Annotated in this window: 17 protein-coding genes; 7 read left to right on the forward strand and 10 right to left on the reverse strand. The window is 60.9% G+C overall.

Annotated features, from left to right (window positions below; genetic code table 11):
* The first annotated feature begins 154 nt into the window (after positions 1 to 154).
* The 3 genes from ABZ728_RS12315 (at position 155) to ABZ728_RS12325 (ending at position 2953) form a co-directional block, all read left to right on the forward strand.
* The gene (locus tag ABZ728_RS12315) at positions 155 to 739 is read left to right on the forward strand and encodes a TIGR00730 family Rossman fold protein (RefSeq protein WP_366656443.1); all 585 of its coding nucleotides are present in this window, start codon (positions 155 to 157) and stop codon (positions 737 to 739) included.
* Positions 730 to 1527, forward strand: a complete 798-nt coding sequence (locus tag ABZ728_RS12320; RefSeq protein ID WP_366656444.1) for a pyridoxine 5'-phosphate synthase — start codon at positions 730 to 732, stop codon at positions 1525 to 1527. The genes ABZ728_RS12315 and ABZ728_RS12320 overlap by 10 nt, the downstream gene beginning before the upstream one ends.
* A 205-nt stretch (positions 1528 to 1732) precedes the next feature.
* Entirely contained in the window at positions 1733 to 2953 is a 1221-nt protein-coding gene (locus ABZ728_RS12325) for an NADP-dependent isocitrate dehydrogenase (protein WP_366656445.1), read from the forward strand.
* A 214-nt stretch (positions 2954 to 3167) separates the two neighbouring features.
* Here ABZ728_RS12325 and ABZ728_RS12330 read toward each other — a convergent pair whose 3' ends face one another.
* From ABZ728_RS12330 to flgB, 10 genes are all read right to left on the reverse strand, one after another.
* Complete coding sequence (locus ABZ728_RS12330) at positions 3168 to 3605, reverse strand: GcrA family cell cycle regulator (RefSeq protein WP_366656446.1); 438 nt, start codon at positions 3603 to 3605, stop codon at positions 3168 to 3170.
* A 170-nt stretch (positions 3606 to 3775) separates the two neighbouring features.
* A complete protein-coding gene (gene alaS / locus ABZ728_RS12335; RefSeq protein WP_366656447.1) occupies positions 3776 to 6433 on the reverse strand; it encodes an alanine--tRNA ligase in 2658 nt (885 codons plus the stop codon).
* Between the two features lie 230 nt (positions 6434 to 6663).
* Entirely contained in the window at positions 6664 to 7740 is a 1077-nt protein-coding gene (recA, locus tag ABZ728_RS12340; protein ID WP_366656449.1) for a recombinase RecA, read from the reverse strand.
* 165 nt (positions 7741 to 7905) lie between these two features.
* Entirely contained in the window at positions 7906 to 10581 is a 2676-nt protein-coding gene (locus ABZ728_RS12345; protein ID WP_366656450.1) for an ATP-binding protein, read from the reverse strand.
* Positions 10578 to 11672: a flagellar biosynthesis protein FlhB gene (gene flhB, locus ABZ728_RS12350; protein ID WP_366656451.1), complete on the reverse strand. Its 1095-nt coding sequence runs from the start codon at positions 11670 to 11672 to the stop codon at positions 10578 to 10580. The genes ABZ728_RS12345 and flhB overlap by 4 nt, the downstream gene beginning before the upstream one ends.
* Positions 11673 to 11691: 19 nt before the next feature.
* Positions 11692 to 12462, reverse strand: a complete 771-nt coding sequence (fliR, locus tag ABZ728_RS12355; RefSeq protein WP_366656452.1) for a flagellar biosynthetic protein FliR — start codon at positions 12460 to 12462, stop codon at positions 11692 to 11694.
* 67 nt (positions 12463 to 12529) lie between these two features.
* Complete coding sequence (gene fliQ / locus ABZ728_RS12360) at positions 12530 to 12799, reverse strand: flagellar biosynthesis protein FliQ (protein ID WP_366656453.1); 270 nt, start codon at positions 12797 to 12799, stop codon at positions 12530 to 12532.
* A gap of 198 nt (positions 12800 to 12997) precedes the next feature.
* Complete coding sequence (fliE, locus tag ABZ728_RS12365; protein WP_366656455.1) at positions 12998 to 13315, reverse strand: flagellar hook-basal body complex protein FliE; 318 nt, start codon at positions 13313 to 13315, stop codon at positions 12998 to 13000.
* A 61-nt stretch (positions 13316 to 13376) separates the two neighbouring features.
* On the reverse strand, positions 13377 to 13793 hold the full coding sequence (gene flgC / locus ABZ728_RS12370; protein ID WP_366656457.1) for a flagellar basal body rod protein FlgC: 417 nt from the start codon (positions 13791 to 13793) through the stop codon (positions 13377 to 13379).
* Positions 13794 to 13894: 101 nt separating this feature from the next.
* A complete protein-coding gene (gene flgB / locus ABZ728_RS12375) occupies positions 13895 to 14332 on the reverse strand; it encodes a flagellar basal body rod protein FlgB (RefSeq protein ID WP_366656458.1) in 438 nt (145 codons plus the stop codon).
* 262 nt (positions 14333 to 14594) lie between these two features.
* On the opposite strand from flgB, the gene ABZ728_RS12380 reads away from it, so the two are divergent.
* The 4 genes from ABZ728_RS12380 to fliP are packed head-to-tail and all read left to right on the forward strand — an operon-like array spanning position 14595 to position 16556.
* Positions 14595 to 14960, forward strand: a complete 366-nt coding sequence (locus tag ABZ728_RS12380) for an EscU/YscU/HrcU family type III secretion system export apparatus switch protein (RefSeq protein WP_366656459.1) — start codon at positions 14595 to 14597, stop codon at positions 14958 to 14960.
* Positions 14950 to 15366 (forward strand): hypothetical protein, encoded by a 417-nt coding sequence (locus ABZ728_RS12385; protein WP_366656460.1) that lies wholly within the window; start codon positions 14950 to 14952, stop codon positions 15364 to 15366. The genes ABZ728_RS12380 and ABZ728_RS12385 overlap by 11 nt, the downstream gene beginning before the upstream one ends.
* Positions 15367 to 15369: 3 nt before the next feature.
* Complete coding sequence (locus tag ABZ728_RS12390; protein ID WP_366656461.1) at positions 15370 to 15762, forward strand: flagellar biosynthetic protein FliO; 393 nt, start codon at positions 15370 to 15372, stop codon at positions 15760 to 15762.
* On the forward strand, positions 15759 to 16556 hold the full coding sequence (gene fliP / locus ABZ728_RS12395) for a flagellar type III secretion system pore protein FliP (RefSeq protein WP_366656462.1): 798 nt from the start codon (positions 15759 to 15761) through the stop codon (positions 16554 to 16556). The genes ABZ728_RS12390 and fliP overlap by 4 nt, the downstream gene beginning before the upstream one ends.
* Positions 16557 to 16679: the final 123 nt, after the last annotated feature.

Raw genomic sequence — 16679 nt, forward strand, 5'->3', positions numbered from 1 at the left:
CCTTGTGCACCGGAAGATTCGGGACACAACCTGACGTGCGGTCGGCAGCGGTATTGCCCGCGTCGCGAGGCCGTGCTAGAGGCGGAATCGCGCCCGAACGCGAAACAGATGTGCCATACTGCGTGGTGGCATGGCGACAGTGGATGAAGAATTTATGCGCGACCTAAGGTCTGTTTGTGTTTACTGCGGTTCGTCCGGCCGGGTGTCGGATCGGTTCAAGGATGCGGCGCGCGCTCTCGGCGGAGAGCTCGCTGCCAATGGAATCGCGCTCGTTTACGGTGGCGGGCGCGTGGGGCTGATGGGGCTCACGGCGGACGCCAGCCTGGACGGTGGCGGCCAGGTCGTCGGAATCATCCCGAGCCATATCCGCGATATGGAAGTCGATCATCCGGGACTCACCGAGCTGCATGTGGTCGACAGCATGCATACGCGCAAAATGATGATGTTCGACCGCTCCGACGCGTTCGTCATTTTGCCCGGCGGCCTCGGCACGCTGGACGAAATGTTCGAAATCATCACCTGGCGCCAATTGGGCATTCATGACAAACCCGTGGTTCTCGTGAACATCGACGGCTATTGGGACCGCCTGCTGGCCATGATCGACGGCATGATCGAGGCGGGCTTTGCCCAGCCGGCACATAAAGACCTGTTCAAAGTGGTCGCTGGCATCGATGACGTCGTGGACGCCCTCAGACATGAGCCGACGCCGGTGATCGAACCACAGACGAAATGGCTGTAAACATGGGGCAGGATGGAATGGTCGGCGGCGATCGGCATGGCGGTTCGTACAGGACGACCCGTCTGAGCATCAATCTCAACAAGATCGCACTGCTGCGCAATCAGCGCGACGTCGGATATCCGTCGGTCGTTGCCGCCGGGCGCACGGTGCTCGAAGCCGGCGCCGATGGCCTGACCGTTCACCCGCGACCGGACGGCCGACACATCCGCCACCAGGATGTGTACGACCTGCACCGGCTGGTCGCCATGTGGGGCAGCGGAGTCGAGCTGAATATCGAGGGCAATCCCTTCGATACCATGCTGCCACTGACATTGGACGTACTGCCCGATCAGGCGACGCTGGTTCCCGATGCACCGGATGCTAACACCTCCGATGCCGGTTGGGATATCGATACCGATGGCGCGAAACTGGAGCCGGCAATCAAACAGCTAAAGGATCACGGCATAAGAGTGAGCCTGTTCATGGAAGCCGACCCGGCCACTGTCGCGAAAGCCGCCAGCGTCGGCGCGGATCGGGTCGAACTTTATACCGGACCCTATGCCGGCGCGTTCGCGACCGACCGCCACGCGGCGGTATTGTCCCGCTATGCCGACGCCGCTGCTGCCGCCGACCAGGCGGGACTCGGCGTCAATGCCGGCCACGACCTGACGCTGGAAAACACGCCCGCTCTGAAGGCCGCGATCCCCTTCATCGACGAGGTCTCGATCGGTCACGCATTCACGGCCGACGCACTCTGGATCGGTTTGCCGGCGGCTGTCGCGGCCTATCGGGCGTCGCTCAGGAAATAGCCGCGGGCGGAACCGGATTGGCCCTCGATCATTGACCGTGATGTCCCGCGACAGGGCTTTGACGCCGTTGGCGCAGGTGCTATAAGGCACGCATTCATATTTCGGCTCGGGCGGTCTCAGGCTGGAGCGGTGTCGGCCTGGTTCCAGCCGCCTCCATTACTGGCCGCCGGATACCGGCAATCCACGGCAGGAGAGAGTAACACCCATGGCGAAGATCGCGGTCAAGAACCCGGTCGTCGAAGTCGACGGCGACGAGATGACCCGGATCATCTGGGATTTCATCAAAACCAAGTTGATTCTGCCCTATCTGGACATCGACCTCAAATACTACGATCTCAGCGTACAGAAACGCGACGAGACCGATGACCAGATCACCGTCGATGCCGCAAACGCGATCAAGAAGTACGGCGTGGGCGTCAAATGCGCCACGATCACGCCGGATGAAGGCCGCGTCGAGGAATTCGGCCTGAAGAAGATGTGGCGGTCGCCAAACGGCACCATCCGCAACATTCTGGGCGGAACCGTATTTCGCGAGCCCATCATCTGCTCGAATGTTCCGCGCTATGTACCGACCTGGACGCAGCCAATCATCATTGGGCGTCATGCTTTCGGCGACCAATACCGTGCGACCGATTTCAAGGTGCCGGGGCCCGGAAAGCTGACAATGACCTATACGCCGTCCGACGGCGGCGATCCGGTTACCTATGATGTCTTCGATTTCCCCGAGAGCGGCATCGCCATGGGGATGTATAATCTTGACGACAGCATTCGCGGATTTGCCCGTTCCTGCTTCAATTACGGTCTGCAACGCAAATACCCGGTCTATCTCTCGACCAAGAATACGATTCTCAAAGCCTACGACGGCCGGTTCAAGGACCTGTTCCAGGAAGTGTTCGATGCGGAATTCAAGGCCGAATTCGATAAGCACGGCCTGACTTACGAGCATCGCCTGATCGATGACATGGTTGCAGCCGCCCTGAAATGGGAGGGCGGATATGTCTGGGCCTGCAAGAACTACGACGGCGACGTTCAGTCGGACACCGTCGCTCAGGGCTTTGGGTCGCTGGGGCTGATGACCAGCGTGCTGATGACTCCCGATGGCGATTGCGTCGAAGCCGAAGCGGCTCACGGCACGGTGACGCGCCACTATCGCCAGCACCAGCAGGGCAAGGAAACGTCGACAAATCCGATCGCGTCGATCTTTGCCTGGACGCGCGGCCTGCAGTATCGGGCCAAGTTCGATGACAATCCCGATCTGGCCCGTTTTGCCGAAGCGCTGGAGCGTGTCTGCGTCAAGACGGTCGAAGATGGTAAGATGACCAAGGATTTGGCCATCCTGATCGGACCGGAACAGCCATGGCTAACGACGACCAAGTTCCTTGATGAACTGGATCGCGGACTTCAAAAGGAAATGGGCAGCTTCTGATAGCGCGTCTATTCCATAGTCCCGGATACGTTGCCCCGGACGGTTGAAACCGTCCGGGGCATTTTTCTGATAGTCTCCGGCTTGCATATCGACGCCAACGCAAAAAGCCGCAACGCTCGGCAGAAGAGCGTTGCGGCTTGATAGCGCTATCGACGAATCTACGGAAAAATGCCGATCCTACCGTCGCAACCTTCCGGGGGTCAAACCGACTGGATCAGGCCGTGACCTTGTGGCCATGTGACGGTCGCGACGAGGATGAATTCGATGATGACGAATCGCGTTGTCTGTATGGCTGCTGATACGCTGCCTGCGCATGTTCCGCACAATATGGCAGACTACCGGATGTTGTCTTGCCGCAGAATTTGAAGCCGGGAAGCTTGGGATCGCCGATGGGCCAGCGGCACATATGCTCGGTAAGGCTAAGGATCGTCGCCCCTTGTGCTTCTTCCTTTGGCTTCTTGCGCGGTGTCTTGACTTCCATATCTCCCTTCCCCTTAATCGGCGATGGACGACCGGAAAGCTGAAGCCGATGAGCCTTGCCGATGACAGCATTGCGCGAGACGCCGCCAAGAATCTCCGCAATTTCACTAGCGCTCTTACCGTTTCCCCATAACTCTCTCAATAGGGTGATACGCTCGTCAGTCCACGACATTGGTTATCCGATCCTTGCTGGCTCGCGACCCCGATGGTGTTGGGTCGTGATCTCAGAGCAACATATTGTGTGCGCAAAGCTACAATACTACAAAATCCCGGATAGCGGAAGGGTCGTCCCTCGCCCCGGGACGCGGTTCCCGCCAGGTAACGGAAGCCGCGCCTGTCTCGTCAACGCGCCAGGGCATCCCTGACCGCATCCAGGGCTGCCATTGCGGCAGCGCCATCCGGCCCGCCGGCCTGTGCCATGTCGGGCCTGCCGCCGCCGCCCTTGCCACCGAGAGCGGCCGAAGCCAGCCGAACCAGGGCAACCGCATCGAACCGATCGGTCAGATCCGGAGTGACCCCGACGACGGCCGATGCTTTGCCGTCCGCAACCCCGACCAAGGCGACAACGCCGGTTCCCAGGCGCTTCTTGACGTCATCGGCCATCGGCTTCAGGTCCTTGGCCGGTATATCCGGCAGAACGCGCCCGACGAACGCGACATCTCCCACCGTTTCGGTGCCACTGTCGTCGCCGCCGGCGGTCCCGGCACTGGCGACCTGGCGCCGCAGGTCGGCGACCTCGCGCTCCAGCCGTCGCCGCTCATCGATCAGAGTGCTGACGCGCTCCGGCAACTCCGACGGCGTGGAGCGCACCGCACCGGCTGCGGCATGAAGCTGGGCATCCACCGCCTGAGAATGCGCGACAGCCTTTGCGCCGGTCAGCGCCTCGATCCGCCGGATACCAGCGGCAACACCGCTATCGGAAAGAAGCCGGAACGAACCAATGTCACCGGTACGACGGGCATGGGTTCCACCGCAAAGTTCGAGCGAATAAGGTCTGTTGCTGCGATCTGTTTCAGGATTGCCCATACTGACGACCCGGACGACATCACCGTATTTTTCGCCGAACAATGCCATAGCGCCATGATCGATCGCCTCGTCCGGCGACATCAACCGTGTCTCGACCTCTGTATTCTCGCGGATACGGGCATTCACATCCAACTCTACGGCGTTCAGATCCTCGCGCGAGATCGGGTGCGGTTGACTGATGTCGAAGCGCAGCCGTTCCGGCGCGACCAGCGACCCCTTCTGGGTAACGTGCTCGCCCAATCGACGGCGCAGGGCCTCGTGAAGCAGATGAGTGGCGGAGTGATTGGCGCGAATTGCCGTCCGCCGATCACTGTCGACCCGCAACTCAAGCGCCTGACCGGCTTTCAATATGCCGGAGACGACCTTGACCTTGTGAACCCATAGATCCCCAACCTGCTTCTGGGTATCCAGAACTTCCGCCTCGGTCCCGTCAGCTGCGAACGCCACGCCGCTATCGCCAACCTGTCCACCGCTCTCGGCATAGAACGGCGTTTGATTGACGACCAGCCACGCCTCGGTGTTCTTTTCAACCGCCTCGACTTCGCTGCCGTTGGATACCAAGGCACCGATAACGGCTTCCGCGGATTCCGTCTCATAGCCGAGAAACTCTGTAGCGCCGACCCGGTCCCGGATGGCGTACCAGATCTCCGACGTTGCCGCTTCACCCGAACCGACCCAGGATCTCCGGGCATCGGCGCGCTGACGTTCCATCGCCGTCTCGAACCCGTCGGTATCCACCGATCGCCCCTCGGCCCGAAGAACATCCTGCGTCAGGTCGAGTGGAAAACCGAAAGTGTCATACAGTTTGAATGCGACGTCGCCCGGCAGCGGCTGACGTTCGCCCAAGCGCGCGGTTTCATCGGACAACAGCCGCAGACCGCGGTCCAGCGTTGCCTGGAAGCGCGTTTCCTCAAGCTTCATCGTCTCCCGGATCAGGGCGCCGGCGCGTACCAGTTCCGGAAAGGCCTGTCCCATGAGCGACGTCAGCGTCGGCACAAGGCGCCAAAGCACGGGGTCCCGCGCGCCGGTTCGGTGGATGTGGCGCATTGCGCGACGCATTATCCGGCGCAGAACATAGCCCCGCCCCTCATTCGACGGCATGACGCCATCGGCGATCAGAAAGGCCGCGGAACGCAGGTGGTCGGCAATAACGCGGTGCGATACGGCATGCGGTCCATCCGGGGATGCCCCCGTCGCCTCGGCCGACGCCTCGATGATCTGACGCATCAGATCAATATCGTAATTGTCGTGTTTACCCTGAAGAACGGCCGTAATCCGCTCCAGGCCCATACCGGTATCGATCGACGGACGGGGCAGCGGGTTTCGCTCGCCGGGGCGAACCTGATCGAACTGCATGAAGACGAGATTCCAGATCTCGATGAAGCGATCGCCGTCTTCGTCGGGACTGCCCGGCGGCCCGCCGGGCACGTCGGGGCCGTGATCGAAAAAAATCTCCGAACATGGTCCACAGGGTCCGGTATCGCCCATCTGCCAGAAATTGTCGGACGTGGCGATGCGAATGATGCGATCGTCGCTCAATCCCGCAATTCGCCGCCAGAGATCGGCGGCTTCTTCGTCCTCGGCATAGACGGTCACCAGCAACCGGTCGGCGGGAAGGCCGTATTCCTTTGTGATCAGGTTCCAGGCCAGTTCAATGGCCGTGTCCTTGAAATAGTCGCCGAACGAAAAATTGCCCAGCATCTCGAAGAATGTGTGGTGCCGAGCCGTATAGCCGACATTCTCGAGATCGTTATGCTTGCCGCCGGCACGCACGCACTTCTGAGACGTCACCGCACGGTTGTACGGGCGCGTTTCGGCGCCGGTGAACACGTTCTTGAACTGAACCATCCCCGCGTTGGTAAACAACAGCGTGGGATCGTTTCTCGGCACAAGCGGGCTCGACGAAACCACTTCGTGGCCATTGCGGCCGAAAAAATCGATAAAAGTAGATCTAATATCGTTGGCTGTCTGCATTATCGGCAACCTTGAAATAACGAGGTACGCCCGTCACTCGGCACCGCCCTGTCGTCGCGATCGTGTCGGTGGTCAACGGGGCTGATGATTAACGGCCGCTGCCTTGTAGCCCGACAGCCGCGGTCGTGTCCAGCGATGCGCTTGCGGCGGCGTCGATCGGCCATCAACGGCGGTCGACCCGGACGGCAGCGCCCGGGCCTGTCTACCGATTGGCGGGGACTGGTCAGCGATCACTCGCTCTCTTCGGCGCTTTCTTCCTGCTGAGCCCCAACCATCATCTGCTCGGAGACGAGACCGGCATTCTCACGGATCTTTTTCTCGATCTCGGCAGCGATGTCGATGTTCTCCTTGAGGAAGCGTTTGGCATTCTCACGCCCCTGCCCGACGCGTTGCCCTGAATAAGAGAACCAGGCACCGGATTTCTCCACCACGCCAGCCTGCACGCCAAGATCCAGCAATTCTCCGGTCTTGGAGACGCCCTCACCGTACATGATGTCGAATTCCACCGTCCTGAACGGTGGCGCCATCTTGTTCTTGACGACTTTGACACGGGTCTGGTTGCCGACCACATTCTCACGGTCCTTGATCGAACCGATGCGGCGGATATCGATACGAACCGACGAGTAGAATTTCAGCGCATTTCCGCCGGTCGTGGTCTCCGGGCTGCCGAACATGACCCCGATTTTCAGACGGATCTGGTTGATGAAGATGACCAGCGTGTTCGAGCGCGAGATCGACGATGTCAGTTTGCGGAGCGCCTGGCTCATAAGCCGCGCCTGCAGGCCGACATGGCTGTCGCCCATTTCGCCTTCGAGTTCGGCCTTGGGCACCAGGGCCGCCACGCTGTCGACGACCAGAACGTCGATTGCGCCGGAGCGCACGAGCGTGTCTGCAATCTCAAGCGCCTGCTCTCCGGCATCAGGCTGCGAAACGAGCAGGTCGTCGACATTGACACCAAGTTTGCGGGCATAGGTCGGGTCCATCGCATGCTCGGCATCGATGAAGGCGCAGGTCCCGCCGGCTTTCTGCCCCTCGGCAACGGCATGAAGCGCCAGGGTCGTCTTGCCGGAACTTTCCGGTCCATAGATCTCGACAACGCGGCCGCGGGGGAAACCGCCAATTCCAAGCCCAATGTCCAGGCCCAGCGAACCCGTCGATACGATCTCGACATCGACCTTTTGCCGCGCGCCGAGCCGCATGATCGAACCCTTGCCAAAGGATCGTTCGATCTGCCCCAGAGCGGCATCGAGGGCCTTCTGCTTGTCCATGGAACTCCTTTCGAGAAGCTGAAGATAGTCGCTCGGCATTGTTCGGCTCCCAGTAATTCCACAGCTGCGCCCATGGCGCAATCACTGCAGAAGGTACGCGTTTTGTTCTTTCAATTACAAGAACAAAAAGTGCACGCGAAGTCCGGGGACCAAACGCGGGATCTGCGAAGGTGCAGGGCGCAGGCGGAGGGCCCGCATCGGGCATCAGTTGGCGCGCAGCGCGTCTTTCACCTTTCCGGCCAGTTGCTTCAGACTGAATGGTTTGGCCATGAAGTCGACACCCTCGATTCCCGCAAGGTCGGCCCGGAATCGATCTTCCGTATAGCCGGAAATACAGATGACCTTAAGGTCGGCGTCACGCTCGCGCACTTTGCGAATCAGGGCCGGGCCGTCCATTTGAGGCATCACGACATCGGTGATCAACAGATCGAATGCCTCCTCTCGGTCCAGGGCCGTCAGTGCCTCGGGTCCGGTCCGGGCTTCGACCACCGCATAGCCCTTGTTTCGGAGGGCTCTGGCGGCAAAAACGCGTACAGGGTCTTCGTCCTCCACCAGCAGGATTCGCCCGGCCCCGGTCAGATCCCGCGGTGCGGCATCGGCGTCGGATTCGGGATCGGCCGCCCTGGCGGTTGCCGCTTCGGGAACGTGGCGGGGCAGATAGACGGCAAAGCGTGTGCCCACGTCGACGGTGCTGTCGACCTGCACATATCCGCCCGTCTGCCGCACGATACCGTACACGGTCGAAAGTCCCAGCCCTGTACCCGAGCCGACTTCCTTGGTCGAGAAAAAGGGATCGAAGATGCGAACCAGGTTTTCCCTGGGGATACCCACGCCGGTGTCTTCGACCTCCAGAACGACATAATCGCCTGCGGGGATTTCGTCGGACCCGATGCGCCGGGAGGCGGCCAGACGCTCCGTTCCGGTGCGGATCTCCAGCCGCCCGCCACCTGACATTGCATCGCGTGCATTGACTGCAAGATTGATGATGACCTGTTCCAACTGTCCCTGATCCACCCGGACAAGCCCGAGATCGCGGCCGTGCGTCATTCGCAGATCGATGTTCTCGCCGATCAGACGACGCAGCAGATTGGATAACTCGGCCAGTACGTCGGTGATATCGAGAACGCGCGGCTGCAGAGTCTGTTGGCGCGAGAAGGCAAGCAACTGGCGAACCAGATTTGCCGCCCTGTTCGCGTTCTGCTTGATCTGCATGATGTCGCCAAAACTCGGATCGCCGGGCTTGTGACGCAGCAACAGCAGGTCGCAAAAACCGATCATCGCCGTCAGCAAATTGTTGAAGTCGTGAGCGATGCCCCCGGCCAGTTGTCCGACCGCCTGCATCTTCTGGCTTTGCGCGAACTGCGCCTCCAGGGCCTTTTGTTCCGTCTGGTCGATGAATTGCACCAGCAGGGTATCATCGTCGCCGGAACCGGCATCCATCCGCCGCGCATGGGCAGAGGCGATCATTTCGGACCGTCCCTTGATGTGCAGTTCGACCGGTGGCACGGCCCGTCCCGTTTCCAGTGCCTCGTTCAGCAACGCCGACAGATCCAGACCGCCGCTGCGCATATCGAAGAAATCGGCCAACCCCCTGCCCTGGAGTTCCTGCAACCCGGTCGATCGGACCAGATCGGCAAAGCTCTTGTTCCACTCGAAGATTTTCAGCGATCGGTCGAGAAGCACGATGCCGATCGGCGCTTCCTTGAAAAATCGCTGGAACCGCATTTCCGACAGGCGCAGCGCCTCGCTCATCTGGCGATGGACCGTCAGATCGCGGACGACCGAACGGGTCCAGACGGATGCGCCATCATCGCCATGCACCACAGTTTGCGCGATCGAGGCGTGAAACTGACGCATATCCGCGCCACGCATCACGATCTCGACATGTTCGGCATCCGGTTTGGACGGGTCGAGCGCGTAGGACGGACCGGTGGCGGGCGGCTCGACCAGAAAATCGTGAAGACTGTAGTCGCCGCGAACCAGGTCGCGCGCCTCGACGCCCAGCCATTCGGCGAGGGTCGCGTTGGCGAACAGGAATTTCCCCCCGAAATCGACGGAGTAGAAACCGACCGGCGCGTGATCCATGAAGTCGACGAGTTTGACCTGCTCTTCCCGCAGGATCGCTTCCATCTCGCGTCTGCTCGTGATGTCCTCGATCCGCCAGTGGATATAGCCCGGCCAGGAGGCGATCGGCCGCGCCGACACCAGCCACCAGTCGGTGCCGGTCTCGCGCACGCGTGGCAATTCCACGGTGAAGGGCGATCCGCCCCGCACGGCTCGCCGCAGCCGCTGAAACCGGGCTGCCGCTGTACGATCAGCGGCCAGCGCCTGCTCGAACCGGTCGACGCTGTCGACGGACGGGCTGGAGACAAGCCGGCAAGCCACCGTATTGGCATGCACCACGCTGTCGTCAGGGGCGCTGAGAATGTGGCCGGCGGCGGTCTCGTCGTAACCGTGCTCAAGCAGGCTGCGCATCCAGCCATCTTTCGCGCGGCGCTGTTGCTCGAACCAGAATCCGGCCACGGCGGCGGTACCGCTGACAGCCGCCAGCAGAGCACCGGCCGCCAGCCAGACGCTTGCCACACCGTTGGTCGCAGCGGCGAGCGCGGTCGCCAGGGAAGCCGCGATCCCGACCAAAGCAAGCAGGAACGATCCATGCGGCGGCGGCGCGCCGCCACCACCGCCCTTGATCGAGGATCGTTCCAGCAGCCCGGCCGATGCCCACGGGCCATTCGGCTTAGGTCGATCACCGGACGCGGCGCCCTCGTCGGTACCCTGATCCCGCCCGCCGGTCCTTTCGGTCGAGGCAGATGATAGCGGCCACCCGGATGAGAGTCGTTCGGGGTCAAGCCGCTTCGGGCCGGTCGGCGTCTGGTTCATGAAGAGGCGGTTCCACTTGGCGGGACATTGCGATTCCGCAGTTTGAAGACATAGGATATCACTTCCGCGACCGCCTTGTATTGATCGGGCGGTATCTCCTGGTCGATCTCGACCGAAGCATAGAGGGCACGCGCCAAGGGCGGGTTTTCAACGATTTCGATATCGTGCTCGCGGGCGACTTCGCGAATTTTCTGGGCGACATGGTCGGCACCCTTGGCAACGACCCGCGGCGCGCCCATTGCGTCGGCCTCGTAGCGCATGGCCACGGCATAGTGGGTCGGGTTCGTGACCACAACGTCGGCCGTCGGCACCGACGCCATCATTCGGTGGCGCGACCGCTCCGAACGGATCTGACGCAGCCGCTGCTTGACATGCGGATCACCGTCCGTCTGTTTCTGTTCGTCCTTGACCTCCTGCTTCGTCATCCGTTGCTGCTTGTTGTATTGCTGGACCTGGAAGGCCCAGTCGAGGCCGGCAATGATTGCGACGACTGAAACTACAGTGATCATGAGGGTGACGGACAGGTTCCACAGCCGATCCATGAAGGTCGGGACCGGAAGACCTGCAAACAGTTCCAGGGACTGCAGATCGGGCCACAGGACAAGGAATCCGATCAGGCTGACGATACCCAGCTTCAGGATACCCTTGCCGAACTCGAACAGCGCCTTGGAGGAAAACAGACGTTTCGCGCCCTGGAGCGGGCTGATCTTGGACGCCTTCGGCTTTATCGATTCCGGGGCGAACATGAGGCCGTTCTGCACCAGCCCACCCAGCAGGGCGCACACCATGATGATGATGGTCGGCACCATCAGTATCAGGAGCACGTCGCCCATTATGGCGCGGAACAGATTGCCCAGCGCAGACGGGTCGAGGGGAATATGATGGACGTTCTCGATATGAGTACCGAAACGGGAGGTTAGTTGCCCCGCTACCGATGGCCCGAAGATCAGAATGAAAAGCAGTCCTCCGAAGAGGACAAAGAAGTGCTTCACCTCCTGGGATTGCGCGACCTGCCCTTTTTTCTTTGCATCTTCGAGCTTTTTCGGAGTCGGCTCTTCCGTTTTCGACGCTTCGTCCTGTTCTTCGGCCATTACCGCACCCCCTGCCCGATCAAACCGGCGCCAGCAAACCGGTGAACCGGTCCTGGAACGCTTCGAGCCAGAACAGCATCGCGCTTGAAAGAACCATGGCCATTACAATCAGGCCCAGCAATATGTTCATCGGTAGCGCGACAAAGAAGATTTGAACCTGCGGCATCAACCGCGCCAGAAGCCCAAGACCAAGATAGAACACGAGACTGAGCGTTACGAACGGCGCGGCCATACGAAGTCCGAGACTGAACGAATCCGCCAGCAGCCTGCTGAGCATATCGGCCATATCGCCGATCGGCGGCGGCGTTCCGGCCTCGAACAGGGAATAGCTGTCGACGATCGCGATCAGCATCAGATGATGAAAATCGCCCAGATAGATGATGACGATCGCGATGAGGCCAAGGAAGTTGCTGACGAGAGACCCCTGGGCCTCCATTGCCGGATTGAAGACGAAGGCATTCGCAAAACTCATCGCGAACGAAATGATCATGCCGGCGATGTCGACGGCCGCGATGATGAATCGCGCCACCAGTCCGATGAAGAGGCCGTAAAGTGTCTCCCAGATGATCAGAATGCCGAGCGCGCCGCCCGTCTGGGGCGCTGGCGGCAGGGCGCCCTCGACGACCGGCGCCACAACCAGCGTAAGCCCCAGCGCGATGATCAGCCTGATCCGCGGGTTGACGAACCCATCCCCAATACCCGGCAGCACCATGAGCGCCGCACCAACGCGAAGGAAAACCGCGGCAAAGGGAAACAGCGTCGAATAAAGGGCCGATTCGGTCAATTCCATAGGTGGATCGCCGCGAACTGCCGACGGGCGGCGGCCATGCCGGCACCGCTATCGATCACCGACCCGCTCACGGCCCCCCCGCGATGATTCGATCTGCCAGGACATGGGTGAAGGTGGTCAGAACCGACAGCATGAACGGCATGAGGAAGATGAGAGATGCGAAAATGGCCAGGATCTTGGGCACGAAAGTCAGCGTCATTTCCTGGATCTGCGTCAGCGCCTGAACCAGCGCGATCGCCACACCGACGAAAAGAGCGACAAGCAGGACGGGAGTCGCCATCTGCAGCATGACGACGACCGCATCCCGGCCTATGTCGATGGCTTCTGCTGGCGTCATGATCCGCCCCTTCGCTGGCATTTTCCGGCGCCGCGAAGGATGCGCCAACCCCGGATTCTGCGGGTCGGCGCGAACATCCGCGCACTCCCCGAGTATCGGCCTGCTAGCGTTTATTTATGGTTAACGACGCTCCGGTGAAGAAGTGCGCCGACTGCCTGCGCCCCCGGCTTCGCAACAGTCTCCGCCCCCTTGTCGCCCTTAGATCGGCATACGAATAATTTCCTGATAGGCCTGGATCACGCGATCGCGCACACCCACAACCATCTGAAGCGACATCTCGGCACTGTTGACCGCCATGACGACGTCGGACAGATCCGCTTGGCCTGCAATGCCGCGCGCGGTCATTTCCTCACCCTGGTGCCCCGCCTCGATCGACTCGTCGATCATGTCGCGCACCATCGACCCGAAATCCGATCCCGGGGCCTGGTCGATCTCCGGCGTCGGCGCTGGCTGGCCCGTTCCCTGCGATGCGGCGTTGCGGTAGGCGGCGAGTGCGTTGTTGATCATCATTGGCATCGGATTGACTTTCCCGGAATTATCGACCTGACACCGGCCGAACTCTCAACTGGAACAACGATTACGAGCGCAGCAGGTCGATCGTGCTCATCATCATGCTTTTGGATTGCTGAATAACATTCATATTCGCCTCATAGGATCGCTGCGCCTCGCGCATATCCATCACTTCGACCAGGGTGCTGACGTTTGGATAAAGTACGTAACCCTCGTCGTCGGCACTGGGATGCGCCGGGTCGTATCGGCGCTGGAATTCCGAATCATCGAGCGTGACCCGGTCAACGCTGACGCGATTCACCCCCAGTTCGCGGTCCAGTTCGTTGCGAAACGTCACCACTTGCCGTCGATAGGGAAGCCCATCCGGTGTCTCGGCGGTCGAATTGGCATTGGCCAAATTCTCCGAAACAATTCTCAGACGCTTTCCCTGCGCCTGCATCCCCGAGGCGGAAATGGCCATCGTGCTGAACAGTTCATCCGACATTACGCGCTATCTCCTCATCCGCCAGATCGTCTGGCCGAACCACCATATTTGCCGAAGTCAGGGCCTGTTCCCGGTTCGACCCGGGAGCGGCGCTATGCTGGTCAGCCGCCGCCTCTCGCGCCAATCGCCGTACGTATCATCCCCATCTGTTTTCGGTAGAGATTGAGCGCCATCTCGTGATTGGCGGCGTTTTCGGCCACATTCATCAGTTCCTGCTCCAGCGATACGCTGTTGCCGTTGGGATCGACCTCTGCCGGGTCCCGAACACGTTCCTGACGAACGGCGCTGCCACCGTCATGGGCGGTTGCACGGCTGCCGGATGCAGGGTGACCGATATGGGCTGAATGGGTGGCCACCTGCACGACATTGCGCGCACCGGGGCTGCGCCTGAGATGCGACTCGAACGGCACCAGATCTTCCGACTGATAGCCGGGCGTACTGGCATTGGCGATGTTCTGGGCCGTAACGTCCTGACGTTGCCCGACCCAGTTCAATCGCTGACCGATCAGTTGGAAGATCGACAGGCCGCTCATATCCATAGCGCGCATCTCTCCTGGACATTCGGTCCAAAGGTCTTTCCAGCGCCGCGCAGCCGGTTATCTCTTGGGTCAACATCGACGCGGCGACATTTGAATGATGCGAGTGTCGCAGGGCGTCGTTAACAAAGCCTGAAAGCCCGCACGATGCTCCCCGACCTACATTACCCAGGCCTCTGGTGAGAAATATGCGACGTTAACCAAGTTCATCCTTCCTTAACGTTGATGGCGGACATTCGGCCGAGCACGATGTTCGGGATAGGCAATGACACGATTCTCCAGCGGCAGATCACCTGCCGACCCGAAAACCGGTCCCTTTGAACCGGAACGCCGGCTCGCGGTCGCATTGAGCTATCGGGAGGCCAAATCCAACGCGCCCCGTGTCATTGCGTCCGGCAAAGGTCATCTGGCCGATGCAATACTGGACCGTGCCTTTGCCAACGATGTCAAAGTCCGTACGGACCCGGATCTGGCCGAAATCCTGGCGAGCGTCGATGTCGGCAGCGAAATCCCGGAGGAAGCCTTCGTCGCAGTTGCCGAGATCCTTTCCTATCTGTATCGCGTTTCTCCTGAGCTCGCGCCCGGTACCGCCGATGGAGGGACAGGCGTGGAGATGAGCAATGACCGCTAAGACGCCCGATTTGGCACCGGAGTCGCTGTCAGACCCGCAACCGGGTACATCCGGACCGTTGCTATCCGAACTTCTGGCGTCGGTGGAACGCGATCTGGCGCATGCGCAAAGCGCGGTCGCAGCGGGCTGCATCATTGACCTTACGCCGCTGCTGGGGCCGATCGGCGATCTCTGCAGCCGCATCGGAACGCTCGACCGTGATGCCGGCCGAACCTGGCTTTCAACGGCGGAATCATTGCTGGCATCGATCAACCAGCTTGAAGCGGCCATGACTTCGTACGCCTCAGCCCTACCGGATTCGCCCAATCACGCCGACGCGGAGACACAGCCGCCCGAGACCCGCTCGCGATCTCATCGGGCTTACGCCTCTGCGGCGATGGTTCAGACCGGCAAACAGGGGCGCTGAACCTTGGAATGGACAGACTATGCCCAGTATGTCGGCGCCCTCGTTTTCGTACTCGCCCTGATCGGCGGTCTTGCCGTCTTGCTACGACGGCTTGGACTTGCCGGTGCGGTCGCCGTAACGCGGCCCAAAAGAACCCAGCGGCGACTGTCCGTCATCGAAACACTGCCGCTTGACGGCAGACGCCGTCTGGTACTGCTTTCGTGCGACGATCAGGAGCATCTCATTCTACTCGGGCAGAACGGGGATCTGGTTCTCGGCGCACCGTTACCGTCTTCTCGGACAACATCGGTCGGCCACGGCTTCCCCTTGGATGCCGCCCCGGATTCGCGGGCACCGCAGACGGCCGGTTCGCGCGCCGACGACCACTCTCAGCCTCCCACCGGTGGACCGCGATGAAACGCCATACTTCGCTCGGAATTTCCGCAGCAGGTCTCCTGCGGTTGGCGCGGCCATATTGTTCCGGCGCGGCGGCTGCCGGAGTCATCATCGGATCCGCTGGATTGCTGGGGTCGGGCGCGGTTTTCGCGCAAGGCCTGGGGGACCTTGATCTTGGCGGCGGATCGTCAACCGCATTGATCGTTCAGATCGTTGCGTTGGTCACGATCCTGTCGCTGGCGCCGTCGATCCTGGTGATGGTGACCTCGTTCACACGGATCGTTGTCGTCCTGTCATTCCTGCGTTCCGCCCTCGGCGTGCAACAGACACCGCCGAATGCGGTTCTGATCAGCCTCGCGCTGTTCCTGACCTTCTTCATAATGGCGCCGGTGATGGAGGAGGCCTTTGAAGTCGGCATCGAGCCGCTGCTCAATGAAGAGATCGACGAGATGGAGGCGTTTTCCCGGACGGCCGAGCCGTTCCGCGCGTTCATGTTGTCTCACGTGCGCGACCAGGATCTGCGGCTCTTCCTGGATATGGCCGAGATCGAAACCGTTGAAGATCCGGGCGACGTTCCTCTTCAGACACTGATACCGGCATTCATGATTTCGGAGCTGAGGCGGGCCTTCGAAATCGGCTTTCTGATCTTTCTGCCCTTCCTGATCATCGACATGGTGGTGGCCTCGATCCTGATGTCGATGGGCATGATGATGCTGCCTCCGGTTATGATCTCCCTGCCCTTCAAGATCATCTTCTTCGTGCTCGTTGATGGCTGGTACCTCGTTGCCGGCTCGCTGGTGCGAAGTTTCGGCTGACCGAACGGTGGATGGCACCGGGCAATGCTCAGGCAGTGGTTCTCGCCGGTAGCCCGTTGCAAACCTCGCCGCCCCGGGCAGTGCCCCTGACGTCTGCATCCCATCAAGCCCGGCGAGGCGGGC

Origin of the sequence: Fodinicurvata sp. EGI_FJ10296, from assembly GCF_040712075.1 — a bacterium.
Taxonomy (GTDB): domain Bacteria; phylum Pseudomonadota; class Alphaproteobacteria; order DSM-16000; family Inquilinaceae; genus JBFCVL01.